This is a genomic window from Sphingobacterium sp. FBM7-1 (assembly GCF_020687765.1).
Lineage (GTDB): Bacteria > Bacteroidota > Bacteroidia > Sphingobacteriales > Sphingobacteriaceae > Sphingobacterium.
Genome location: NZ_JAJEWJ010000005.1, coordinates 16,632 through 41,281, shown reverse-complemented (window position 1 = coordinate 41,281; position 24,650 = coordinate 16,632). Strand labels below are relative to the sequence as shown.

General features: G+C 39.6%; 26 protein-coding genes. 16 read left to right on the top strand and 10 right to left on the bottom strand.

The features are described from left to right. Nucleotides 1-9: 9 nt before the first annotated feature. Complete coding sequence (gene thiL / locus LKO28_RS10060) at nucleotides 10-1,050, bottom strand: thiamine-phosphate kinase (protein WP_227694675.1); 1,041 nt, start codon at nucleotides 1,048-1,050, stop codon at nucleotides 10-12. After that, entirely contained in the window at nucleotides 1,050-2,048 is a 999-nt protein-coding gene (nadA, locus tag LKO28_RS10055) for a quinolinate synthase NadA (protein WP_227694674.1), read from the bottom strand. Before nadA ends, thiL begins: the two co-directional genes overlap by 1 nt. A 488-nt stretch (nucleotides 2,049-2,536) precedes the next feature. On the opposite strand from nadA, the gene nadB reads away from it, so the two are divergent. Both nadB and LKO28_RS10045 read left to right on the top strand, forming a co-directional pair. Continuing rightward, complete coding sequence (gene nadB / locus LKO28_RS10050; protein ID WP_227694673.1) at nucleotides 2,537-4,129, top strand: L-aspartate oxidase; 1,593 nt, start codon at nucleotides 2,537-2,539, stop codon at nucleotides 4,127-4,129. Nucleotides 4,130-4,133: 4 nt separating this feature from the next. Next, on the top strand, nucleotides 4,134-4,646 hold the full coding sequence (locus LKO28_RS10045; RefSeq protein ID WP_227694672.1) for a gamma carbonic anhydrase family protein: 513 nt from the start codon (nucleotides 4,134-4,136) through the stop codon (nucleotides 4,644-4,646). A gap of 14 nt (nucleotides 4,647-4,660) precedes the next feature. Here LKO28_RS10045 and LKO28_RS10040 read toward each other — a convergent pair whose 3' ends face one another. The 4 genes from LKO28_RS10040 to apaG form a co-directional block, all read right to left on the bottom strand. After that, nucleotides 4,661-6,214, bottom strand: a complete 1,554-nt coding sequence (locus LKO28_RS10040; protein WP_227694671.1) for an Ig-like domain-containing protein — start codon at nucleotides 6,212-6,214, stop codon at nucleotides 4,661-4,663. Nucleotides 6,215-6,415: 201 nt separating this feature from the next. Next, the gene (mnmG, locus tag LKO28_RS10035) at nucleotides 6,416-8,275 is read right to left on the bottom strand and encodes a tRNA uridine-5-carboxymethylaminomethyl(34) synthesis enzyme MnmG (protein ID WP_227694670.1); all 1,860 of its coding nucleotides are present in this window, start codon (nucleotides 8,273-8,275) and stop codon (nucleotides 6,416-6,418) included. A gap of 64 nt (nucleotides 8,276-8,339) precedes the next feature. After that, on the bottom strand, nucleotides 8,340-10,199 hold the full coding sequence (locus LKO28_RS10030) for an ABC-F family ATP-binding cassette domain-containing protein (RefSeq protein WP_227694669.1): 1,860 nt from the start codon (nucleotides 10,197-10,199) through the stop codon (nucleotides 8,340-8,342). A gap of 182 nt (nucleotides 10,200-10,381) precedes the next feature. Continuing rightward, nucleotides 10,382-10,768: a Co2+/Mg2+ efflux protein ApaG gene (gene apaG / locus LKO28_RS10025; protein ID WP_227694668.1), complete on the bottom strand. Its 387-nt coding sequence runs from the start codon at nucleotides 10,766-10,768 to the stop codon at nucleotides 10,382-10,384. 199 nt (nucleotides 10,769-10,967) lie between these two features. Here apaG and LKO28_RS10020 point away from each other — a divergent pair, with 199 nt between their 5' ends. The 8 genes from LKO28_RS10020 to LKO28_RS09985 all read left to right on the top strand — a co-directional run bounded on the left by LKO28_RS10020 (nucleotide 10,968) and on the right by LKO28_RS09985 (nucleotide 16,716). Beyond that, nucleotides 10,968-11,684, top strand: a complete 717-nt coding sequence (locus tag LKO28_RS10020; RefSeq protein WP_227694667.1) for an SAM-dependent methyltransferase — start codon at nucleotides 10,968-10,970, stop codon at nucleotides 11,682-11,684. Nucleotides 11,685-11,696: 12 nt separating this feature from the next. Beyond that, a complete protein-coding gene (locus LKO28_RS10015) occupies nucleotides 11,697-12,188 on the top strand; it encodes a hypothetical protein (protein WP_227694666.1) in 492 nt (163 codons plus the stop codon). A 5-nt stretch (nucleotides 12,189-12,193) separates the two neighbouring features. Next, complete coding sequence (locus LKO28_RS10010) at nucleotides 12,194-13,291, top strand: Nif3-like dinuclear metal center hexameric protein (protein WP_227694665.1); 1,098 nt, start codon at nucleotides 12,194-12,196, stop codon at nucleotides 13,289-13,291. Nucleotides 13,292-13,293: 2 nt separating this feature from the next. Next, nucleotides 13,294-14,037 (top strand): zinc ribbon domain-containing protein, encoded by a 744-nt coding sequence (locus LKO28_RS10005; RefSeq protein WP_227694664.1) that lies wholly within the window; start codon nucleotides 13,294-13,296, stop codon nucleotides 14,035-14,037. 80 nt (nucleotides 14,038-14,117) lie between these two features. Then, the gene (locus LKO28_RS10000) at nucleotides 14,118-15,041 is read left to right on the top strand and encodes a CPBP family intramembrane glutamic endopeptidase (protein ID WP_227694663.1); all 924 of its coding nucleotides are present in this window, start codon (nucleotides 14,118-14,120) and stop codon (nucleotides 15,039-15,041) included. Beyond that, a complete protein-coding gene (locus LKO28_RS09995) occupies nucleotides 15,022-15,252 on the top strand; it encodes a putative signal transducing protein (protein WP_227694662.1) in 231 nt (76 codons plus the stop codon). Before LKO28_RS10000 ends, LKO28_RS09995 begins: the two co-directional genes overlap by 20 nt. Next, nucleotides 15,242-16,042, top strand: a complete 801-nt coding sequence (locus LKO28_RS09990; RefSeq protein WP_227694661.1) for a phosphatidate cytidylyltransferase — start codon at nucleotides 15,242-15,244, stop codon at nucleotides 16,040-16,042. Before LKO28_RS09995 ends, LKO28_RS09990 begins: the two co-directional genes overlap by 11 nt. 11 nt (nucleotides 16,043-16,053) lie before the next feature. Next, entirely contained in the window at nucleotides 16,054-16,716 is a 663-nt protein-coding gene (locus LKO28_RS09985; RefSeq protein WP_227694660.1) for a DUF2461 domain-containing protein, read from the top strand. Here LKO28_RS09985 and LKO28_RS09980 read toward each other — a convergent pair. Next, nucleotides 16,710-17,906, bottom strand: coding sequence for an anhydro-N-acetylmuramic acid kinase (locus LKO28_RS09980; RefSeq protein WP_227694659.1), 1,197 nt, complete (start codon nucleotides 17,904-17,906; stop codon nucleotides 16,710-16,712). The two genes, LKO28_RS09985 and LKO28_RS09980, sit on opposite strands and share 7 nt — an antisense overlap. Nucleotides 17,907-17,977: 71 nt before the next feature. Here LKO28_RS09980 and gcvH point away from each other — a divergent pair, with 71 nt between their 5' ends. Then, a complete protein-coding gene (gene gcvH / locus LKO28_RS09975) occupies nucleotides 17,978-18,358 on the top strand; it encodes a glycine cleavage system protein GcvH (protein WP_227694658.1) in 381 nt (126 codons plus the stop codon). A gap of 77 nt (nucleotides 18,359-18,435) precedes the next feature. Here gcvH and LKO28_RS09970 read toward each other — a convergent pair whose 3' ends face one another. From LKO28_RS09970 to LKO28_RS09960, 3 genes are all read right to left on the bottom strand, one after another. Further along, nucleotides 18,436-19,194, bottom strand: coding sequence for a DUF6263 family protein (locus LKO28_RS09970; protein WP_227694657.1), 759 nt, complete (start codon nucleotides 19,192-19,194; stop codon nucleotides 18,436-18,438). Between the two features lie 113 nt (nucleotides 19,195-19,307). After that, complete coding sequence (locus LKO28_RS09965; RefSeq protein WP_227694656.1) at nucleotides 19,308-20,294, bottom strand: pyruvate dehydrogenase complex E1 component subunit beta; 987 nt, start codon at nucleotides 20,292-20,294, stop codon at nucleotides 19,308-19,310. A gap of 150 nt (nucleotides 20,295-20,444) precedes the next feature. Further along, nucleotides 20,445-21,062 (bottom strand): futalosine hydrolase, encoded by a 618-nt coding sequence (locus LKO28_RS09960; protein WP_227694655.1) that lies wholly within the window; start codon nucleotides 21,060-21,062, stop codon nucleotides 20,445-20,447. Between the two features lie 104 nt (nucleotides 21,063-21,166). On the opposite strand from LKO28_RS09960, the gene LKO28_RS09955 reads away from it, so the two are divergent. The 5 genes from LKO28_RS09955 to LKO28_RS09935 all read left to right on the top strand — a co-directional run bounded on the left by LKO28_RS09955 (nucleotide 21,167) and on the right by LKO28_RS09935 (nucleotide 24,633). Next, entirely contained in the window at nucleotides 21,167-21,580 is a 414-nt protein-coding gene (locus LKO28_RS09955; protein ID WP_227694654.1) for a 6-pyruvoyl trahydropterin synthase family protein, read from the top strand. A 24-nt stretch (nucleotides 21,581-21,604) separates the two neighbouring features. Beyond that, complete coding sequence (gene folE, locus LKO28_RS09950) at nucleotides 21,605-22,237, top strand: GTP cyclohydrolase I FolE (protein WP_227694653.1); 633 nt, start codon at nucleotides 21,605-21,607, stop codon at nucleotides 22,235-22,237. 131 nt (nucleotides 22,238-22,368) lie between these two features. After that, complete coding sequence (locus tag LKO28_RS09945; RefSeq protein ID WP_227694652.1) at nucleotides 22,369-23,004, top strand: O-methyltransferase; 636 nt, start codon at nucleotides 22,369-22,371, stop codon at nucleotides 23,002-23,004. A gap of 22 nt (nucleotides 23,005-23,026) precedes the next feature. Next, the gene (locus LKO28_RS09940) at nucleotides 23,027-23,770 is read left to right on the top strand and encodes a glucosaminidase domain-containing protein (protein WP_227694651.1); all 744 of its coding nucleotides are present in this window, start codon (nucleotides 23,027-23,029) and stop codon (nucleotides 23,768-23,770) included. Nucleotides 23,771-23,793: 23 nt separating this feature from the next. Then, entirely contained in the window at nucleotides 23,794-24,633 is an 840-nt protein-coding gene (locus LKO28_RS09935) for a glucosaminidase domain-containing protein (protein ID WP_227694650.1), read from the top strand. The last annotated feature ends 17 nt before the right edge of the window (nucleotides 24,634-24,650 follow it).

Here is a 24,650-nt window from a genome sequence, read left to right as displayed (position 1 = left end):
TTCATTGAATTATTTTTTAAAGGCATTCCAACCCTGTGCTGTAATGGGATGAACATTTCCTGATTTGGAAATCATCTCACAACCAGCAGCTTCTTCCGTTATGTAGCCGATAATCGTAATATCCAACTGATTTTTTACTTTATCATACGCATCTTGTGGGACAGTAAATAACAATTCATAGTCTTCGCCTCCATTTAAGGCACATACAGTTGGATCTAAACCAAATTCCCTAGCGGTATCATAAGTCATGGGATCAATGGGAATTTTATCCTCATATAATTTACACCCTACCTGTGATGCTTTACAAATGTGCAATATTTCTGAGGCTAAGCCGTCTGAAACGTCAATCATAGCGTGAGGTTGTATACCATATGTTTCGAATAGTTGGATTAGATCTTTCCGGGCTTCGGGCTTCAATTGGCGTTCTACGATATAGTCTTTTCCTTCTAAATCTGGCTGAATCTGCGGGTTCTCTAGAAAAATTTGTTTCTCGCGTTCTAAAAGCTGTAGTCCTACATAAGCACCACCTAAATCGCCACTCACACAAAGTAGGTCACCTTCCTTTGCACCTGACCGATAGGCGATCGCGTCTGCTTCCCCATACCCGATACTGGTAACCGAGATAACTAGACCTTGTGCTGAAGCCGAGGTATCACCACCGATAAGATCTACCTCGTATTTTTTACAAGCTATGAGTGCTCCTTCATATATTTCTTCCACCGCCTCCAACGGAAACTTAGACGAGAGCCCAATGGAAAACGTAATCTGAGATGCCTTACCATTCATGGCATAAATGTCGCTTAAATTTACCTGCACAGCTTTATATCCCAAATGTTTTAAAGGTACATATCGCAGGTCGAAATGTATTCCTTCGAGCAAGAGATCGGTAGATATCAACGTTTTCTTGTTAGAAAAATCCAATACCGCCGCATCATCTCCGATTCCTTTTAGGGTAGTGGATTGAGTAAGTTCTACCGCCTTCGTAAGGTATTCGATTAAACCAAACTCCCCTAATTCATTTATTTCCGTTTTATCTTTGTTATCAAACATTATAAGCCGAGCCTTTCTGATATTTCCAACATTCTTTCAATAGGTTTTCTAGCACGTTCTACCACATCCAACGGCAAGTCCACTTCCGGCAGTTCATAATACAAACAATTATAGAGCTTTTCTAAGGTGTTAAGCTTCATATGTGGACAATCGTTACACGCGCATATATTATTTGGCGGCGCCGGAATAAAAGTCTTCTCCGGACTGGCCTTCTGCATCTGGTATAAAATTCCTGACTCTGTAGCCACGATATACTGCTGAGCACGATCTTCGATTGTGAACTTCAACATACCCGAAGTAGACCCGATATAGTCGGCTTCCGCTAGAATATGATCTTCACACTCAGGATGCGCTATAAATTTTGCTTCGGGAAACTGTGCTCTTAAATCAGCTATTTTATCTTGCGAAAATATCTCATGCACCATGCAGGCTCCGTTCCATAACACCAAGTCACGTCCGGTTTTCTTCTGTACATATTCTCCTAAATTTCGGTCAGGACCAAAAATAATTTTTTGATCTTTTGGTAAACTTTCTACAATCTGTACCGCATTGCTCGATGTACAGACTATATCAGATAAAGCTTTTAATTCTGCTGTACAATTGACATAGGTAATAACCAAATGATCGGGGTATTGCTCTTTAAATTTAGCAAACAAATGGGGCGGACAACTGTCAGACAATGAGCATCCAGCTTTCAAATCCGGTAATAAAACCTTTTTTGATGGTGATAAAATTTTGGCTGTTTCAGCCATGAAATGTACCCCTGCAAAAACAATCACGTCGGCATCTGTCTTAGCGGCTTGCTGGGACAGGCCTAAACTATCGCCAATATAATCCGCGATATCTTGAATCTCTGCGTCTTGATAATAATGCGCTAAAATAACAGCATTCTTTTCTTTTTTAAGCCTTTGAATTTCAGTTACAATATCTATGGTAGGGTCGATCGGTTCATCGATATAACCTTTCGCTTCCAAATCCCTTTCAAAAATCGCTTTCATTAGTTCTCTCTATTTAGCTTCTTTAGTTTGACTAAACAACAATACAAAGGTAAAGAAAGAAAATCAAACGAAATCCACATTCCCTTTTTTCAATAAATGATAATATTTTTTTAAAGAAAGAATCTTATTATTTATTAGCGTGTGGAGAATGGGGATAAAAGGGCTTAAATTTATTTGGAAAAATGTTTTTTGTTGTGTTTTCCACAGGTTGTCCACATTTAGTAGAATATTAGTACTTGATTTTCAAATAGGTGATTTTTATAGCGATTCTTTTTCCATAATTTTTTGTTGAATGTTTGTTGTTTATAATTTGTTAATATTAGCTTCATTTTTACTTAACTTATCCCCCGAATTTATGAACAGACGAGGTTAATTGTGGATAGTATTAAAGTTTTCATTTTTAGTTAACGCTTTTTATACAGCTTTTCCACATATTTTGTTAATTTGTTCTTTATAAAGATGAGCGGTATTTAGCTTGATACACATTTATGATACATAGACACGTTGATTTTTTGGTAGTAGGTTCAGGAATTGCTGGTTTGAGTTTCGCACTTAAAGCAGCGGAATTAGGTAAAGTATTAATAGTGACAAAGTCCAATGAAGATGAATCGAATACCAAATACGCGCAAGGCGGTGTTGCGGCTGTTGTGGATAAGTCGGATAGTTTCGAAAAGCATATAGCTGATACACAGGTAGCTGGTGACGGTTTATGTCAGCTAGATATTGTGGAAAACGTTGTTAGGGAAGCCCCGGAGAGAATTAAAGAGCTTATCGATTACGGAACGAATTTCGATAAAGTCGATGAGGAACATTATGATCTAGCGCGTGAAGGTGGTCATTCCAATCATCGGATTCTACATTATAAAGATATCACGGGGTATGAGATAGAGCGAGCGTTATTGGAAAAGGTGCATCAGCACCCTAATATCGAAATATTAACGCATTATTTCGCTGTGGATTTAATCACTCAGCATCATCAGGGTATCCATGTGGATAGAAGTACTGCGGACATACAGTGTTTTGGTATCTATGCCTTGAATACGCGTAATAACACCATTGAGACTTTTCTTAGTAAGGTTACCTTAATGGCCTCGGGTGGAGCAGGTCATGTATATGCGAGTACCACTAATCCTACAATCGCTACGGGTGATGGTATTGCGATGGTATATAGAGCAAAAGGAAAAGTTAGAAACATGGAGTTTATTCAATTTCACCCAACTTCTTTATATAACCCGAAGGAATCTCCCTCATTTCTTATTTCGGAAGCAGTCCGTGGTTTTGGTGGAGTGTTAAGACGTGTTACGGGAGAGTCTTTTATGGAGGAATATGATGAGCGTGCTTCTTTAGCGCCGCGTGATATAGTGGCTAGAGCGATCGATAATGAGATGAAGAAGTCAGGGATTGACTTTGTATATCTAGATATTACCCATCGTGCAAAAGCGGATATTATCGCACATTTTCCGAATATTTATGAGAAGTGTCTGTCGGTGGGATTGGATATGACTACGGATTATATCCCGGTTACTCCAGCAGCGCATTATTTATGTGGTGGGATTAAAGTCGATGAAGTGGGTAGGACATCCATCAAAAATTTATATGCTTGTGGCGAGTGTTCCTCCACGGGGCTTCACGGTGCAAATCGTTTAGCTTCGAATTCATTGTTGGAGGCGGTAGTATATGCACATAGAATTTTTGAGCATGCTTCTTCAGTACTCGATACGTTATCGTACGCTATTGATATTCCTGATTGGGACGAATCAAAAGTGCAATTAATGAATGAGGAAATTTTAGTCACACATAATTTACGTGAAGTGCAAAAGTTGATGAGTGATTATGTAGGGATCGTCCGATCAGATTTTCGTTTAGACCGAGCGATCAGAAGACTAGGATTTTTATATGAGGAAACCGAAGATTTTTATAAGAATACAAAGTTGTCTGTTAAATTGTGTGAACTGCGGAATGTAATACAAGTTTCTTATTTAATTGTAAAGTCCGCGATGCAACGCAAAGAAAGTAGAGGGTTACACTATACTACTGATTTTTCTTTCAAATCCAAAGTATTAAGCGATACCGTATTATAACATTATGCCGATTATTTTACCTGTAAGAGAAAACTATCCGCAGATCGACACATCTGTATTCGTAGCGGATAATGCTACTATCGTTGGAAATGTATCGATAGGTGAAAGTTGTTCAATTTGGTTTAACGCGGTCATCAGAGGTGACGTGAATTATATACGGATCGGAAATTATACCAATATTCAGGATGGCGTTGTAATACATTGTACCTACGAGAAAAATGGAACGGATATTGGAAATTTCGTGAATGTTGGGCATAACGCAATCGTCCATGGATGTGTTGTGCAGGATCATGTCCTTATTGGTATGGGCGCTATTGTTATGGACAGAGCGGTTGTGGAATCTAACGTGATTATAGCCGCGGGGGCTGTTGTTTTGGAAAACACTAGATGTGAATCTGGATACTTGTATGCAGGTATTCCAGCAAAAAAAATAAAGCCTCTTACAGATGAACAGGTGGGCATGCTACAGCAATTGCCGCATAATTATGTTTTATATAGCTCATGGTTTAATACGTAAACTTTCGTTGGATGTCATTTTACATTAATGACTTCGTTCTGATCCCAGTTCGCTCGAATAGTAAAGGTTTTGTTCAGATACCAGATATTTTCTGCTTGTTTTTTTGCATATACGTCGGCCGGATCCCATCGTCCATTTTTATTTTCATCGAAAATGATTCGTAAAGAATATTTACCGCCAGGATAGTTGGTATAATTTATTTTCGGGTTGATAGCTTCAAGCTTTCGCCTGTCGAATATCTTTTCTTTAGATTCATCAATAAGTTCGACAATATAGTTCATGGTAGAATCGAGTCCATTTACTGTAAAATGGATATTTCCATAATTTTCGGCTTCGTCTAGTGTAAATCTTGTTTTCGTTTCTATATTCACATCATCAAAAAATGTTTGCATAGCCCCTTCTTCGATAACTAATTCATAATCTTTTTTAGGACGCCAATTGTATCGGATGTGATAAAGGTTTTTGTTTGTAGAGTCTTGTTGTAGTTGAAAATTTCTTCGAGATACAGAGTCTTCATAGATAAATATTTTAGACTTATCTACATTTTGTAAAGGACTTTCACTGGTTAAAATTATATGACGTACACGATCTACTTTGTTTGAAATATTCAATATGGGTTTTACTTCGCGGTCGAATTTTGCATTTTTATTCGTTCGGATGAGAATGGTATCCAGTATTGTGTCAGCATCACGTAATTCTAGCTTTATTGAATCGAGTTCGGTACTTGGTAGATAGATTTTAACGGAGTCCTTATGGAAACTGTATCGCTCTATTTTAGTATCGTTTACTTCCAAAGGAAATAGAATATTTATTGTTGGTTGCTCGATTGGTTTAGTAAATGTCAACAAGATATGGCCTGTAGGCTCGAATTTTTTTTCCAATGTGCGAAAGTCTTTTGGATAAGCTTTGGTGATCTCAAGCTGTATGTTTGAGGTGTCTTTATTTAATTGGATGCTATCTTTCAAAAAGCCAATCCATTCGTCGTTTCCGTTAAAAATCCGGTCATTGTTTTGTTCCTTTAATGCATAGATTCGGTAGGTGTTTTCTCTTAAGTTATTAAATTTAAAATTTCCAGAGGTGTCTACATTAGCAAATATATTAGCTTTTCTTTTTCCAAATATAGAATCTTGTGCAGTTGGGATAAGTAGAATTTTGATATTCTCATCTTTCTTTTGATCAAATTCTTTCGTGAATCCGTTCCTAACAGAACCTGTGATAGAAAGAGAGTCTAATTCGTCTCCTGTAGAAAAAACATAGTTGTAATCAATAAAAGGATTACTTTCATTATAGTCGACCAGGCCTTTCCCAAAATTGATGGTATAAGTAGTATTCTCTTCTAATGAATCGGGCAATGTAATGATCAAGTCTTTTTTTCGTACACGATAATCTACAATGTCTTCCACATCTGGGCTTATACTGAATTCTTTATATTGATTGTTTAATTTAATGAATTCATCAAAACGAAGCATAATTCTCTTCTCCGTAAAATTTGTACTAAAATTAGGTACGGATTCCGCGAGAAGTTGGGGTGGAATAGAATCCTTAGGACCGCCGGTAGGTCGTTGCATATTGGCACACCGCATTAAGCTAAAGGATAACAAAAGGAAAATACTAAAAAATACGAATGGTCGTATATTTAGTGTTTTAACGCTGTTAGAGCGATTTTCTTTCGTTTTGAAGGTCCAACTCATAAATATTAAAATTATTGCTTGTGTGGCTTTAATTAATGTTTTGTTATTTTTTTAATTAAAATATTGATTTACAATAAGTTAACTCATATGTACCATTAATACGCTGATATCCGATGGAGATACGCCGGATATCCTCGATGCTTGACCTAGCGTGCGCGGTTTTACCTTTAATAACTTCTCTCGTGCTTCAATGGAAAGAGACACTAGTTGGCGATAATCAAAATCGGGATTTATTTCTTTATCTTCCATTTTCTTCATCTTCTCCACTATTTCCATTTCTTTAGCAAAATAGCTATCATATTTGACTTTTATTTCCGTTTGTTCTATCGTTTCTTCATCGTGCTCCTGGAGTAAGTTATTAAATTTGTCGCTCGCCTTAGCTAGATGTGAAATATTAATTTGAGGTCGGCTTAAGACATTGAACATTCTAGATTTTTGATTTAGAGGACTAGAACCCACTGCTTCTAAAACAGGATTCATTTCCTCTGGAGCTATACTATGTTGTTTCATATAGTTTACAAGATAATCGGAATCCGCTATTTTTTTATTGACTTTTTCCAGTCGTTCGTCGGATACTAAACCTAGTTTGTGAGCGATCGGTGTAAGACGTATATCTGCATTATCCTGTCTGAGAAGAAGTCGATGTTCTGCTCTGGAGGTAAACATACGATAAGGTTCTTCTGTACCTTTCGTGACGAGATCATCGATCAATACGCCTATATATGATTCCGATCGTTTCAATATCAGTTCATGGAGATCGTTAATTTGCTGGTGAGCATTGACGCCGGCCACGAACCCTTGTGCACCGGCTTCTTCATAGCCGGTGGTCCCGTTAATTTGTCCGGCGAAAAACAGACGTTTAATCTTCAATGTTTCTAAGGTCAAATCTAGTTGCATGGGTGGAAAGTAATCATATTCTATTGCATACCCTGGTCTGTACATTTTTGCCCTTTCAAATCCCGGAATTAAACGCAAAGCCTTTAATTGAACATCTTCCGGAAGAGAAGTCGAAAATCCGTTTACGTAGATCTCTACGGTTTGAAAACCTTCCGGCTCTACGAAAATTTGATGTCGATCGCGTTCTGCGAATCGATTGATTTTATCTTCTATTGAGGGGCAATAACGGGGGCCTAAACCTTTAATTCGGCCTGTAAACATAGGCGATTTTTCGAATCCTGTTTTTAGAACTTCGTGCACTTTATCGTTTGTGTAAGTAATCCAGCAGCAACGTTGTTCTTTTGGGATAGCTACATCGGTAAAGGAAAACCGGCCGGCTTTGTTATCCCCCCATTGTTCTTCCATCAACGTATAATTCAATGATCTTCCGTCAACACGAGGAGGTGTGCCCGTTTTCATCCTTCCCGATTCGAAACCCAAGCTGATCAGTTGTTCGGTAAGACCCGTAGCTGACTTTTCACCAGTGCGCCCTCCTCCTATTTTCTTTTCGCCAATATGAATGATGCCGTTTAGAAAAGTACCATTGGTTAGGATTACCGCGTCAGCTTCTATACGTAATCCGAGTGAAGTTACCACTCCTTTTGCGCTACCATGTTCGACGATTACTTCCTTGACCGTATCTTGCCACATATCAACATTAGGTAAGGATTCGAGTGTGAGGCGCCACTCTTCTGCAAATCGCATACGATCATTTTGAGAGCGCGGACTCCACATTGCGGGGCCCTTAGATAAATTGAGCATTCTAAATTGTAAAGTAGATTTATCTGCGATGATACCCGTATATCCACCCATTGCATCAATCTCTCTCACTATTTGTCCTTTTGCAACTCCCCCTATTGCTGGATTACAACTCATTTGGGCTATGACGCCCATATTCATCGTTATTAGTAAAACGGATGAACCTAGATTTGCAGCAGCAGCAGCAGCTTCACATCCTGCATGACCTGCTCCTACGACGATTACATTATATTTATTAAACATTCTTTAATTGTTAACGTTTCACGTGAAAAACCTAAATAGAGAAATGTTTCACGTGAAACAGAAATTATATATATTCTGCTAAGACTAACCAACGTTCCGATTTTTGGTCCAAGTCTTTTTGTAATTTTTCAATATCAGAAGCTATAGCCGTCAGTTGCTCGTGATCGTTAATTGTATTTAATATTTCGGTTTGTTGTCTGATTAAAGTTTCTATTTCTACAATTTCTTTTTCTAACGTTTCATATTCACGTTGTTCTTTGTACGATAGCTTTTTCTTCTCGGTTTTAGAAGCAGAGTCTTTAAGAAGCGGTAATGGAGATTTTGCTTTTTCGATACGACTGAGCTCCTCAACTTCCGATCGATAGTCTGCATAATTACCGTTATGTATTGTTAAGTTTCCCCCTTGCTCAAAAATAAAAAGTTGATCGGTTAATTTGTCTATAAGATAACGATCATGAGAAACTAATACCAACACCCCTCCATAGTTTTCTAAAAAATCCTCTAAAACATTTAAGGTGTCGATGTCCAGATCATTAGAAGGTTCGTCTAAAATCAGAAAATTAGGGTTTGACATCAATACACGCATTAACTGCAATCGTTTCTTTTCTCCTCCACTTAATTTTTCTACAAATGTATGTTGCTTCTCTGGAGGGAATAAAAATAAAGTTAATAATTGAGATGCGGTAATGACGTCACCATTTGCCATTTCGATGAAATCGGCTACATTTTTTACAATATCTAAAACCCGATCTGATGGGTTAAATGTCAGCCCTTCTTGTTTATAATAACCGAATTTCGTCGTTTCACCTACCGCGACATTTCCACTATCAGGAACAATACCTAGGCTGATTATATTTAAGAAGGTTGATTTTCCACTCCCATTTTTTCCTGCCAACCCAATTCGGTCCCCCTTTTTAAAAGTATAAGAAAACCTGTCTATAACGGTCTTTTCCTGAAATGATTTAGAAATATTTTCGAGTTCCAATATTTTAGATCCCTGTCTGCTCATTTTAACCGAAAGTTTAACATTTTCGGTTTTTGTTCCGCTTTTAGACTTTTTTTCGAGGTCATAAAAAGCTTCAATACGGGCTTTCGACTTCGTCCCGCGCGCTTGGGGTTGACGTCGCATCCATTCTAGCTCACGACGCAATAAATTTTGTGCTTTTTCAACTGCAACGGCGTCGATAGCTTCTCGTTCAGATTTTTTCTCTAAAAAGTAGGTGTAGTTCCCTTTATAGGAATGCAGTTGCCCTTTATCTAATTCTCTGATTTCCGTACATACATTATCGAGAAAGTATCTATCGTGGGTCACAAGCAGAACCGTTTTATTTCCGGTTACCAATAATTTTTCCAACCATTCGATTGTTTCTATATCCAAATGGTTCGTAGGTTCATCAAGGATATACACATCGGGCTCATCGATAAGTAATTTTGCAAGTGAAAGACGTTTCTTCTGGCCTCCTGATAGACTATCAATAGATTGTGTAAAATCTGAAATCTGTAGTCGATTTAAAATGGTCTTAATGTTGTGTTCATATTCCCAAGCCTCCATTGCCGATAGTTGGTCTGTGAGTTGGGCTAACTTGTGATGATCAATTTCATCACTATTCAATAATGTTTCGTACGCTTTTATTAATTGCTGTTGTTGGTTATCTGAACTATAAATGAAGTCGTTCACAGTTTCTAGCCCCTTAAAACTTGGTTCTTGAGAAAGAAAACCAACTTTGATACCCCTTTCTTTAACCACTTTACCTGTCGTGGGGACGATCTGCTCTGCAAGAATTTTTAACAACGTGGATTTACCGGTTCCGTTTATGCCGACTAAAGCTATCCTATCTCCTTTATTTAGGGCGAAGTGCAGATTCGTAAATAACCATTTGTCATGGAACGAATGACTAACTTGCTCTGTTGCAATAATACTCACTTAATATATTGATTATGAATTACTTAACACATATAATATATATATGTGTTCTAACTTATTTTTCCTGCTACACCCAACCCTATTTCAGATCAGATAAATTTCAGGTACAAAAATAAAGAAATAATGCTGTAAATGAGTAACTATCGTGGATAAGGACGATAATTTACAAAAGTATGGAATACCTAGTTTAGTTTGAAAGAAGCGATAAGATTAAATCTAGGAATTTCAGCGTGAAATATACTGCCATCTATTTCTTTAATCATCTCATAATAACCCTCCATATATCCTATTTCGCTTTTCAGATTACACCCAGAAACATATTGATATAAAGCACCTGGAATTAATACCGGCTGTTCTCCGATAACGCCTTCACCTTCTACCTGTTTTATTTCACCGATACTATCAAAAATATCCCAATGGCGATTAATAAGTTGTATGGTTGCATCACTTTGGTTTTCTATAGTGATTTGATAGGAAAACATAAAGTGCATCTTTGCCGGATTGGAATATTCGGGTTGGTAGACTACATCTACGGAAATTTTCACACCGGATGTTATTTGTGCATGCATATCATCTCCTGCTTTCTAGCGTATATCGGTACCGAACGATGTCTCTTACCATCGATAACGCCGTAATTGCGAGCAAATTATTAATTATCTTTTTAAACGTCAAATTTATTTTTATCTCGTATTTATGGCGATTTATAAGTATGCTGTGTTTTTAACATTCTTTTACGGATTCGTCCGTTGTATTTAGTAGTTTTGAACTATGTCTTTAGGAACATTATACCTTATTCCAGTACCCTTAGCTGAAAATGCGGAGAAGTATTCGTACACGCTATTTCATCGAGAATTGATTAACCAGATTGACGAATATATCGTTGAGAACGAAAAAACTGCCCGTCGCTTTCTAAAACAAGCCGGTCTGACCATTGCGCAGCGAGATTTAAAAATGCACGATTATGGAAAACATTCTCGCGAGACAATAGATTTTAATCTTATTTTTAGTTCGGTGAAAGAAGGAAAAGATATAGGCTTGATGTCAGAGGCGGGCTGTCCGGGCGTCGCCGATCCGGGGGCAGATGTCGTCGCGGAGGCACGTCGGCGAGGAATAAAAGTCATTCCTTTAGTTGGACCCAGTTCGATTTTATTAGCTTTAATGGCTTCGGGTTTTAGTGGACAAAAGTTTGCATTTCATGGATATATTCCTATTGATAAAAGCGAGCGAACGAAAAAGATTAAGGACATGGAATTTCAATCTCAGAAAGAGCAACAAACCCAAATATTTATTGAGACCCCATTCCGTAATAATAGTTTAATGGACGATTTGCTGAAGAATTGTAAAGAAAAAACGCAAATATGTGTCGCTTGTAACTTGACCGCTGCCGATGAACAAGTCCACACTTTATCTGTTTCAGAATGGAAGAAAAGAAAACCGGAGCTTCATAAAAAGCCCACAATATTTTTAATGTATGTACAAAATTAAACTTGCTTTTATATGATGGATATGCTGCCCGAGAATATAACGGATGATATGGCGATGTATGTGCTTATCGGCGGTATCATTCGGATTATAATATGGATATTTTTTGCGTTAACGCTTTATCGGACGTTGAAATTGGTTAAAAAAGATAATCAATGTATACTACCCAGTCAAGCTTGGTTTGTGGCGGTACCTATTTTTAATATCTATTGGAACTTCGAGATTGCTAGGCGTTTATCCGATTCGCTTAATAATGAATTTTTTGATCGGAAAATCGAAGTAGAAGAAAATCCCACATATAAATGGGGAATTATTTTTGCTTGGACCTTTTTATTAAGCAATATTCCGCTACCACTATTCGTATTGGTGATTATTGGCATTCTACATTTAGTATATTTTATCACTTATTGGATCAAAGTCAATGAATATAAAGTGCTGCTACGTATGCATATAGAGCATTACGGAGAAGATTTTGTAGCCAATAGCAATAAGGAAACGGAGGTATAAATCGCATGAAAATTAAGGAACTCGTACAATATTTAGAACAAGTAGCCCCCTTGGCTTATCAAGAATCGTATGATAATTCGGGGTTACTCGTCGGGAATCCAGAAGACGAAATACAGCAAGCATTAATAGCGTTGGACTGTACCGAGGAAGTTGTGGACGAAGCCATTGCAAAGGGTTGTGATATTATTATTGCTCACCATCCCATTGTATTTACAGGATTGAAAAAATTAAACGGAAAGAATTACGTTGAACGAGTTATCATTAAGGCCATACAGCATCGTATCGCACTGTATGCGATACACACCAATCTAGATAATGTTCTTCCTGGGGTAAGCGGAAAAATAGCGGAAAAATTAGGACTTGAATCCTTTGCTATCCTGCGGCCTAAGCGGAATTTACTCAAAAAACTTGCCGTCTTTGTACCACGTACACATGTTGAATTCGTGCGGACCGCATTATTCGACGCGGGAGCGGGCGCTATTGGTGACTATGATGAATGTAGTTATAATACTTCCGGATATGGAACATTTCGCCCTTTGGCTGGCGCGAACCCGACTATTGGAAATTTGAATCAGCAAGAACGTGTGGAGGAAACCAAAATAGAGGTAATTTATCCAGAAAGATTAGAGCGCGCCATTCTGGTCTCCATGTACGCAGCTCACCCCTACGAAGAAGTAGCGCATGATATTTTTGTACTTGAAAACACGCTGCATACCGTAGGAGCAGGTGCTATCGGTAATTTACCTCAGCCTATGGAAGAAGCCGAATTTTTGACTTATCTAAAAGACCGATTGAATGTGGAAGTCATTAGGCATACAAAATTACTGAATAAGCCAATTTCTAGAGTAGCTGTGTGTGGTGGCGCGGGAGGTTTTCTTTTAAATGATGCAAAGCGCTCAGGTGCTGATATCTTCATTTCAGCCGATTATAAATATCATGAGTTCTTCGATGCGGAAGGGGAAATCGTCATAGCAGACATTGGACATTTTGAAAGTGAACAATTTACACAGGAATTATTATTGGAAATAATTCAGAAAAAATTTGCTAACTTTGCTGTCCTATTGACAGGAATAGAGACAAATCCTATTAAATATTACGTTTGATAATGGAACAATCCGTAGAACAAAAGCTAAAAGCGTTATGGACGCTGCAGTCCATCCATACGAAAGTAGATAAAATTCGCCAGGTGCGGGGTGAGTTGCCTATCGAGGTTGCCGACTTGGAAGATGAGATCGCGGGTCTTGATACCCGAATTGAAAAAATCAGAACTGATTTAGATGATTTGGAAGATTCCATCGTAAATCGTAGAAATATGATCAAGGACGCACAAGCGGCGATCAAAAAGTACGAAGGACAGCTGAACGAAGTAAAAAATAATCGTGAATACGACGCTATTTCGAAAGAAATAGAAATTCAAGGGTTAGAAATTCAGGTTTGTGAAAAACGTATTCGTGAAGCAGAGTTCGATATAAAAAACAAAACCGAGCTTTATGAAAGCACACAACAAAGCTTGGGATATAGTAAGGATGAGTTAGAGTTAAAAAAGCAGGAACTCGAGACGATCACCGGCGAGACGCAGAAAGAGGAAGATGCTTTGTTGGAAAAGGCAGAAAAAGCAGAAAAGAATATAGAAGATCGCCTCTTGAAGGTATATAACAAGCTTCGTGGGACTTTTAGGAATGGTTTATCTGTTGTTTCTATCGAGCGCGACAGCTGTTCGGGATGTTATAATAAGATTCCACCACAGTTGCAATCTGAAATTCGTCAACGTAAGAAAATTATTATTTGCGAACATTGTGGAAGAATCATTGTAGACGAAGGAATCGTTTTCGATGAAGAAAATGCCTAGTCTGTCTAATAAATAAAAAAAATAGCCCCGCGAGCGTATCGCGGGGCTATTTTGTTAAAATATTCTTCTATTTTTAAATTATGAAGATGTCCGACACCTCGAAAAGGAGCCCTTGGGCTGACCTGCTGTCATTGCTTTTAATTACCTTTGTATGTCTTTTTATCGTTTCCTTATTCTTTAGTGTAATAGCACTGACGCTTTCGGAAGGTAAGGGATTTTTGCCGGAGATTTCCGGAGATCATACGTTAAAAACCTATTATGTATATCTCCAACTAGGAATAAGTTCCGCAGGTGCATTTCTAGTGCCCGCGTATATTTATCAACTTATCAACAAGCAAAATACGATATTTCCAAATCAAAACCTAACTGATTGGAAGCCGTATTTCCTCGGACTGTTGTTCCTATTTATTTTTGCTCCCTGTATGTCTCTTGTAGCCGAATGGAATATGCAGATGAAACTTCCCGAAATAGCGCAGCAGCTCGAACAGTGGATGCGCTCCAAAGAAGATGAGATGGCTTTATGGACGGAACACATCGTGATGACTACAGCTTGGAACAGGTTGTTCTTGAATATTGTAGTCGTCGGGATCTTACCTGGAATCGGGGAAGAGTTATTCTTTAGAGGGGCATTACAGCAAATTGGAACGCGAATTTTCAAAAATGAGTATGTAGCGGTATGGGTTATTGCTTTTATTTTCAGTGCTATACATATACAGTTTTATGGTTTTTTTCCACGGTTGCTTTTAGGAGTATTCTTTGGTTATATGGTCGTATGGACGAAGAATATTTGGACAGCCGTTGTAGCCCATTTTGTTAACAACAGCATGGTTGTTATATGGGCTTTTTACTATGCTACACAAGGTAAAAGTTATGCAGAGCTGATGAAAAGTGATTCTTATTCATTAATTGTGTATCTTGGTAGCTTAGTTTTCAGTGGCATTATTGCTTTCATATTTTACCGATACATCACGAGAATTAAGTTATATGGAAAAAGGGTGGATTAGAGTACAGACTTACACAGATGCGCTTCGCGGCGAAATAGATAAACAAACTTTAGAAGAAAATGGTATTCCGGCGGTCCTGCTAAACAAGCAAGATTCCTCCTTTATGTTTGGAAGGATAGACCTTTTTGTACATGAAAAAGACTTTTTATCCGCTCAGATGTTAATCCAAGAAAATGGGACGGGAACAAACACAGAAATAAATGAAAACTAGAGCAATAACCGGCTTGCTTTTTATCGCTGTTTTAATCGTAGCGGTGTTACTCGGTCCATATACATTTGTCCTCCTTTTCTCCCTTATTGCAGCATGTGCTGTTTACGAATTTTATCGTATGGTGCAATCGGAAAACACCAAACCCTTTCTATACCTAGCTACCGGAGTTGCGGCTGTTGGTTTAGGCTTAACGAGTTTGGTGCTTTTGGATCTACTTCCAGATACCATTCTACCCTTCGGTATTATCGGCATTTTGTTGTGTTACATCATGGCTCTTTTTCGAAAAACCGCATCCCCGATTCAGGATTTAGCCTATTCACTTTTCGGCCTGCTGTATGCCGTTATTCCTTTTATTTTCTTTATGAGTTTGGGCTTCTTCGGGGATACGTATAATGCTTTCATCCCTCTTGGATTTTTGATCTTGTTATGGACCAACGATACCGGAGCATATCTGGCGGGGAAAAGCCTGGGAAAGCATAAACTCTTCGTGCGAATTTCCCCAAATAAAACGTGGGAAGGGTTCGTTGGCGGGGTTTTATTGGCTATTATAGCCGGGTTTATCCTGTCAACCTATTTTGGCATTTTTCCCTCATGGATCTGGATACTTATGGCCGTGATTATTGGAGTTTTTGGAACGATGGGAGACCTTGTCGAATCCTTACTTAAAAGAAATGTGGGAGTTAAAGACTCTGGAAATGTATTACCCGGTCATGGCGGCTTACTTGATCGATTTGACGGATTGTTAATAGCCGCTCCGTTGGTATACTTGTTTTTAAAGAGTTTAGGTTAGAGCCGAAAGGAATGCACATAGACAAAGAGACATTAGATTTTTTAAGTAGCCTTCGGGATAATAATAACCGAGAGTGGTTTCAAGAGAATAAAGCCATGTATGAAACGGCTTTAGCGGACGTCAAAAACTATATCACACATCTTATCGCTGAACTGGCCGCTTTTGATATGCATATCAATACAGATATACAGGCCTCCCGTTGCTTATTTAGGATATATCGTGACACGCGCTTCTCGAAAGATAAAACACCCTATAAGACCTGGTTCGCCGCGGGAATTTCCGTCGACGGCCGGAAATTGGATGGCCCTGAATACTATTTGCATATCGAGCCCGGAAAGCATTTTTTTGCTGCCGGATATTGGCGTCCGCAGAAGCAGCATCTGCATGCGATACGCGAGGAAATCGATTACAATTATCAAGATATGGTCGAAGCACTGGCACAAGGAGGCTGGGTCATAAATGACTTATCTACAGAAGATAAAATGAAAAGAGCACCGGCAGGTTACAGCGAAGAAGACCCTCATATAGAAGTGTTGAAACTAAAGAGTTTTATTTTGTACCAATCATTTACCGACACAGATATAACAGGCGCTAAATCCTTACAAAAGCTTGTTGATACCGCCAAGCGAATCTTACCTTTCAAACGCTTTATTCATCAGGCTTTAGATCAATAGGGTAAACTAATTTTACCCATACATACCTCGGGTGCATCTTTAATGCGCTTTACATGACGAGGTGACCCTACCAACGTTTCATTGGCTAAAACGGCAAAGAGGCATGCTTCCTTGGCGTCGGGATCCAATCCTAGCATGCCAAAAGAGGATACCGGTAAGTCCACGAGAGATGCGCGAATATTTTTCATCAATAAAGGATTGTGGAGCCCTCCCCCACTGACGTAAATATGTACATCTTGAAGGTCTTTTGTAACGTTTCGAATAGCATTAGCAATAACCTGCGCAGTAAATCTATTTAACGTGGCTAAGACATCTTTCGGTGCAAGTGCCGATGTGCCAGAGATGGCTTGAGCGGTCTTCAAATAGGTTAAATTAAATAGCTCCGGTCCCGTCGTTTTAGGAAAACCTTCGGCAAAGAAAGGTGCGGATAATAAGACCTCCAAAAGTCGCCTATCGATAGCACCTTGTTTAGCAATTTGTGCATCTTTATCCATTTCGAGATCGAAATGCTCCAAAACGAATTGATTCATTAAAGTATTTCCTGGTCCGATATCGGAAGCAAAAGCTTTCGTATTGCTTGTTTTTTGAGGTAAGAAGGTGAAATTAGATATTCCTCCAATATTAAGCAAGATGCGGTTTTCCGCTTCTGCAGTAAAAAGAAGATAATCGCCGTAAGCTGCTAAAGGCGCCCCCTCACCACCTGCCGCGATATGCTTTTGCCTAAAGTCGGATACGGTAATGATCCCCGTGTCATAAGCGATATGATCGGCATCTCCGATCTGAAGCGTACTGTTGGGAAAACACCGATCTCCGGTTAACCGTTGCGGGGCATGATAAACTGTTTGTCCATGACTGGCAATGAGGTCCACGTCTGATGAAGCTATATCCCATTGTTGCAAAGTCTCTTTAACTAATTGAGCGTGCGTTTTCCCCACTAAAGCGTGCAACCCACACCATGTTTGTTGATCGATCTGACGTTTAGCGAATACCGCTCTAATTTGCATGCGGAAGGAGTCGTCGTAAGAGACGCTCGTGAATTTTTCCAGTGATAATCTCGTTCTACTTCCACTTTGATGTACGCGACATAATGCAATATCTAAGCCATCCAAGGAGGTGCCGGACATCAGCCCGAGGATACGGCGCTCCTTTTGGTTAGCGATATGGTACAGTTTTTCAATCTGGGAATTCATCGAGATGAAGATAAGAAGGATTTTTTGGTTATATCCGTAGATAGTTATATTTTTGGGTAAATAATATACGTATGAATTTTCCAGCTGAGTTAAAATACACCAAAGATCACGAATGGGTTCGTGTAGAGGGTGACGAAGCCGTTATCGGTATTACAGATTTCGCACAACGTGAATTGGGCGACATCGTTTTTGTTGATATCAATACGGTAGGTGAAGAAGTTACTGCGAATGAAGTGTTTGGCACGGTCGAAGCTGTTAAAACAGTATCCGATCTATTTATGCCAGCTACTGCTACGGTATTGGAAGTAAACGAAGCCATCGATGCTTCGCCGGAATTAGTTAATACTGATCCATATGGAGAAGGTTGGATTATCCGAGTAAAATTGAGCAATCCGGGCGATGTGGACGCTTTATTGTCAGCGGACGGTTATCAAGCTGAAATAAACGGATAACAAATAGGCCTGTAACATATAAAAAAGCCGATATTATCTTATAATATCGGCTTTTTTATGTTTTTTGTGATGCAGGCTTACTCTGCTACAACCTCTACCTCACTGATAATCGTAGATCCTTGAACCGTTACGGTCGTTTTTACACTGCTTGCTTTGGTAAAATGCGTTTGCTTATCCAGCGTATAGTGACCAACCATTGTTCCGATCTCTTCCCCCGAATCCTGCAACATTTTTCCGTCGATATGAATAACATACCCCTCTTGGTTTTCCTCTAAGAAAGTAGATGTCATTTTTATCGTAGAGAATAATGGATTTTCAGGTACTTGAGATGTACCTTCCCACGATTCTCCCGGTGTTACGGCATTTTCCGGAAAAGAAGGAGACATGTTTGAAAAAGAGCTGGCGTCGAAGCCCTGCGCAGCAAAGCTGGCAGGCAGATCTAGGTCGATGGTCTTGCCTTTTTCAGAAACAACAGATGAAATCTTTTGATCTATTATTTTGGAAAACTGTTCACCCAGCATTCTCGCTGTTTCATCCGTACTTTCTTCTTCGGAATTATAGCTTACCGTCATCATTCCGGCGTCAATATCCGCTTTAATAGCTTTGATGACATTTTCAAAGATGAAGTTTTCGTTTTCTTTCTTCGCGGGAAGTGTTTCCATCTTCATCTTCATATCCATGATAACACTTTGGGGGCCATCTATGTCTGTTTTCATGAGCATATTCATTTGGATCGGCTTCCCTATTTCCGGGTTTAATTTAAAATTGACTGCTTCTTGAGCCGAGACGGTAAAGCTGACAAAAAAAGTCAGGCAAGTAAATAAAAATGTTTTCATCGAAGTAATTTATATGTGAATATAAAAAAATTGGTTAAAGTAAAGAAATAAAAAGGTCTTCCATTTGCTATGGAAGACCTTTTTGATTATTTTTTCCTCAGAAAGAGGCTAAATTACTTCGTAATGTAAGACACTTCTTTTACCGCTTTTACCACTTTTGCGATGCTTGGTAAACTAGCTTCTACTAAAGTCGGCGCGTAACCCAATGGAACATCTGCAGAAGTCACCCGGATAACAGGAGCATCAAGATAGTCAAAAGCATCTTTTTGCACCTTAAAAGCAATTTCAGAAGAAATAGACGCTAATGGCCAAGCTTCCTCAACCACCACCAAGCGGTTTGTTTTCTTTACAGATTCGATAATTGCCGCATAATCGATTGGGCGTACAGAACGTAGGTCAATCAACTCGACATTAATGCCTTCTTTTGTCAATTCCTCTACTGCTGGAATAACAACACGTGGAACCATTTTACCAAAAGAAACAACAGTCACATCTGTACCTTCTTTCACCGTATGTGCTTTCCCGATAGGCAAATAATACTCTTCTTCCGGAACAGGACCTTTGTCACCATACATCACCTCAGACTCCATAAAGATAACCGGATCGGGATCTATAATAGACGACTTAAGCAGACCTTTTGCATCGTACGGATTCGAAGGAATCACCACTTTTAAGCCAGGGGTGTTTGCAAACCAGTTCTCAAAGTTTTGAGAGTGCTGCGCACCTAATTGACCAGCATTACCTGTAGGACCACGAAAAACAATCGGACAAGAGAACTGACCACCACTCATCTGACGGATTTTGGCCGCAGAGTTGATGACTTGGTCAATAGCTACTAGGGAGAAATTGAACGTCATGAATTCAATGATAGGTTTTAGACCATTCATCGCCGCACCCACACCAATTCCTGCAAAACCAAGCTCTGCGATAGGCGTATCGATGACACGTTTTGCACCGAATTCATCCAACATACCTTGGCTTACTTTGTAAGCACCGTTATATTCAGCGACTTCCTCGCCCATCAAGAATATTTTATCATCTTTACGCATTTCCTCGCTCAAGGCTTCGCGAAGCGCTTCTCTGAATTGTATTTCTCTCATCAGTTGTAAAATTGTATCTTATTTCAATAACGCAAAAATACTATAATTAATTGATATTTCGTAATGGATTGTAGGCAAAAAGTATACGTCGGAACGTGAGTACCAGAAGAACGATACCGGGACCGAAATAACCGTATGAGCGAGTGGCTCTCACGCCGTTAAACGGTCTACTGTTTTTTTCAGAAATGTATTCAAATTCTTGATGGCTAATGCAATCTCCCAAGTGTCGCGATTTCGAGGCTCTATATAGTTAGAAGTGGCTCGGAATTGTAAACAATAGATTTGCACCTGTTCCGCAACAAAAAAGACCGCGGCTCCCTCCATGGATTCGATCAGCAGATTTTGGTATTGCTGTTGGAGCTGGGCAATATTACCCACCGCGCCATGCACGTTGTTAACCGTGATTCCTTGCGCCCTTTCGGCGGGCGGAAACTGTATACCATCCGGCAGTCTCTCTTTAAATATCCGTTTGCCAAAGCCAAGTTCTTCGATCGGTATAAATAAACCATTGTCATCAGCTCCCAATCCAAATATTTCATCTGTGGATATTTGATATACTTCGCCCAAGCGCGCCGAACGATCCAATATCCCGCCAATTCCAACTTGCACGACCATGTCGACAGCATCTTCGAGTAAACGCTTTGTCAAGGAATAGGTCGTTGCCACCATCCCTATCCCCGTGATGAGATACGGAATGCCGCGCTCTTCCAAGAAAGGAAGAGAAGGTAATATTTCTGCACGCGTAGCCGCAACGACAAGAATCTTCATCCTAATAACAAATTTTGAGGCTCTTCCATCTGAGCCAAGTCATATAAAACGCTTTGGCGGGTCAAGATACTAAGAATATAGTTTTTATCCCCTATCTTTGTTTTATGATCTATATCACACGTAGAGAACGGTTCAGCGCTGCACATAAATTATATCGGGAAGACTGGTCTCAGGAGCAAAATGAGGCGGTATTTGGTAATTGTTCCAATCCTAACTGGCATGGTCATAACTACGAGCTTTTTGTTACGGTAAAAGGAGAAGTTAACCCCGAGACCGGATTCTTGATTGACCTTAAACGGATGAAAAGTATCATTTTAGAACATGTCATTCATAAGTTAGATCACAAAAACATTAACCTTGATGTAGATTTTATGAGCGGAAAAAAAGCCTCTACAGAGATCATTGCTATAGAGATATTCCGTGTGCTGAAACCCCATTTTGATCAGGAGAGTGTACAGTTGCATGCAGTGAAACTGTATGAAACAGAGAATAATTTTGTCGAATATTTTGGCGAATAATAACGCCAGTTTTAATTTAAACAAATGAGTAATCTAATATCCTTCGAAAGTGAAGAACAAGATGGTTATATTAAAATTGATCAGTATAATCAGAAACAAGTAGAAGAAATTGCTTCCTATTACCCTAATATCTTACGCGCTATTGGTGAAAATCCGGAAAGAGAAGGCTTAGTTAAGACACCTGAACGTGTAGCGAAAGCTTTGCAGTTCCTGACACACGGCTATGATGTCGATGGGGCAGAAGTATTACGGAGCGCTATGTTCGAAGAAGAATATAGCCAGATGGTAGTCGTCAAAGATATCGAGGTATATTCGATGTGTGAACACCATATGCTTCCTTTTTTTGGGAAAGCGCATATCGCTTACATTCCCAATGGACACATTGTAGGATTGAGTAAAATTCCGCGTGTAGTAGATGCCTTTGCACGGCGTTTGCAGGTTCAAGAGCGACTGACGAACGAGATCCGAGATTGTATACAGCAGACATTGAAACCTGCGGGCGTTGCTGTAGTAATGGAGTGTAAACATATGTGTATGGCCATGCGGGGGGTGCAGAAACAAAACTCCGTCACAACGACGTCCGCTTTTACTGGCGCCTTTCAAAACGATGTTACACGATCAGAATTTTTGAGGTTGATTACAGCCTCGTTGGATTAGGACGATATAACCAAAAAAAGCCTCTTTTTACGCTAAAAAGAGGCTTTTTTTATGTGTAACAACACCCGACAGCAGCCTTAATTTATGTTAAAATATTTTGTAATATCCGCTTACTTATTAGTTTTGCGACTATGCTTGAAGATGTAGATGCCCTGAACGCGTATTTAGAGAGTACATGCGATGCCGAAAGCGAGCTTTTACAGCGCATCAATAGGGAGACCTATTTGCGCGAAACGATGCCTCACATGCTTTCGGGTCATTTTCAAGGAAGAGTTCTTGCTATGCTGGCAAAGCTGGTTAGACCGAAAAGAATACTGGAGATAGGAACGTTTACAGGTTATGCGACTTTATGTTTAGCAGAAGGGCTCGATCATAAAGGAGAGTTACATACCATCGATGTCAATGAAGAGTTGGAAGAGCGCGTACAAGGATATTTTGATGCCTCTCCTTTTCGGGAACACATAACCTACCATATTGGGGATGCTGCCGAAATTATTCCGACTATCGACGGTGATTTTGACTTAGTGTTTATTGATGCCGACAAAAAGAGCAATTTGTATTATTTTGAAACGCTAATCAGCAGGGTGTCGAAAGGCGGTCTGCTTTTAATAGACAATGTACTTTGGAAAGGGAAAGTCTTAGCTAGCGCTCCTGATAACCAAACAAAGATGATTATAGAACTAAATGAAACCTTGGCAGCAGACAGCCGTGTAGAGAAACTGATCCTGCCTATTAGAGACGGACTATTTGCCTTACGCAAAAAGTAATGGTTGAACAAAATTAAAGGATATGCAACAAACAAGTATTGGTAAGTATATTATGGTACTACTAATGTTTGTGTTTACGGTCAGCGCGACCCATGCACAAAAGTTTTCACCAAGTAGTTATATCGCAACGCATAAAGAAATTGCTCAACAACTGATGATTGAAACGGGAGTGCCAGCTTCCGTTATTCTAGCGGTCGCTTTTCACGAAAGTGCATACGGTAATAGCCGAGTAGCCAAACATCTTAATAATCATTTTGGAATCAAAGGAAAAAATAAGAGTAAAACGATCCGTTCGGCCTATAAAGGCTATGGCTCAATTCAAGAATCCTATCGGGATTTTGTGGCCTTGCTACAGCGGCGCAAGGCCACCAATGGCCTATTCGAGAAATACGACGAGACGGATTATGAACGATGGATAAGCGGAATTGCCAGATCCGGTTATTCGACAACCCGTAGTTGGTCTTCGAAAGTCATCGCGACAATCCGTCGCTATAATCTGGATAAATACGATTACATACAGCAGCCCGTTACCAAAGGAATGCTAGCGAAAAGCGGCGCAGTAAAAATCCAACAGGATATCTTGTTGAGCGCTATGGAAGCACATGACACCTCGGTAGACTTTACTCCCTCCGAGAGCCATGTCGTTTCTAAAGGGGACACTCTTTCCGAAATAGCAACCCGCTATAAGACATCCGTAGAGGTGCTGAAACGACGGAACAATTTAACGTCTTCAAAGCTCTCTGTAGGACAGCGTTTGTTATTATAGAAACCCGAAACCAGTTAATAAACATGAAAAACAAGGGCTTATTTTTCGCATTCTTTCTCGCCATCCTCGTGCTAGGTTCCTGTGCTTCCCGGCGAACGGTATTGCAGCATCCCGAACATGGGAAAAGTCGCACAGAGCACACTCCGGCTCGGGGCGCGGTGCCTCGGTCTGGGCAAATGTATATTGCGCAATATAAAGATATTGCTATTGCTGAGATGAATCAGTATGGTATTCCCGCGAGTATAAAGCTAGCGCAGGCATTACTGGAATCCGGAAATGGAACCAGTTATTTGGCAAGAGAAGCGAATAACCATTTCGGAATAAAGTGTGGTGGCGTATGGGAGGGAAAGTCGGTTACCCGACCGGACGATCACGTGCGGGACTGTTTTCGCGTATACAATGATCCCGAACAGTCTTTTCGAGACCATAGCCAATTTCTTTTAAGAAAACGTTACGAAAAATTATTTACACTCGACAAAAACGATTATAAAAGTTGGGCAAAAGGGCTGAAAGCAGCGGGCTACGCTACTAATCCCCGTTATCCCGAGCTGCTTATTGATCTCATTGAGCGCTACCAGCTTTATCAATATGATCGGCCTGAAATGTCTTACGCGGGGAAAGAACAACGTGAAGAGAAGGTAGAGGAGATCATCCAAGAAAAAGAAAGCACAGAACCCCCCGCTAAAAAAGATACAGAGGAATTGAAAAGTGCCGTTGCGATGGTTATTTATGAGGTAAAAGCTACCGATACGCTCTTTGGTATCAGTCAGCAACAACAAGTAAGCGTCGACCAAATTAAACAATTGAACGGTTTAGCGTCTGATGAAATATTTGTTGGACAATTATTGGTTATCTCGAAATAACGACATCTTTTTTGTTA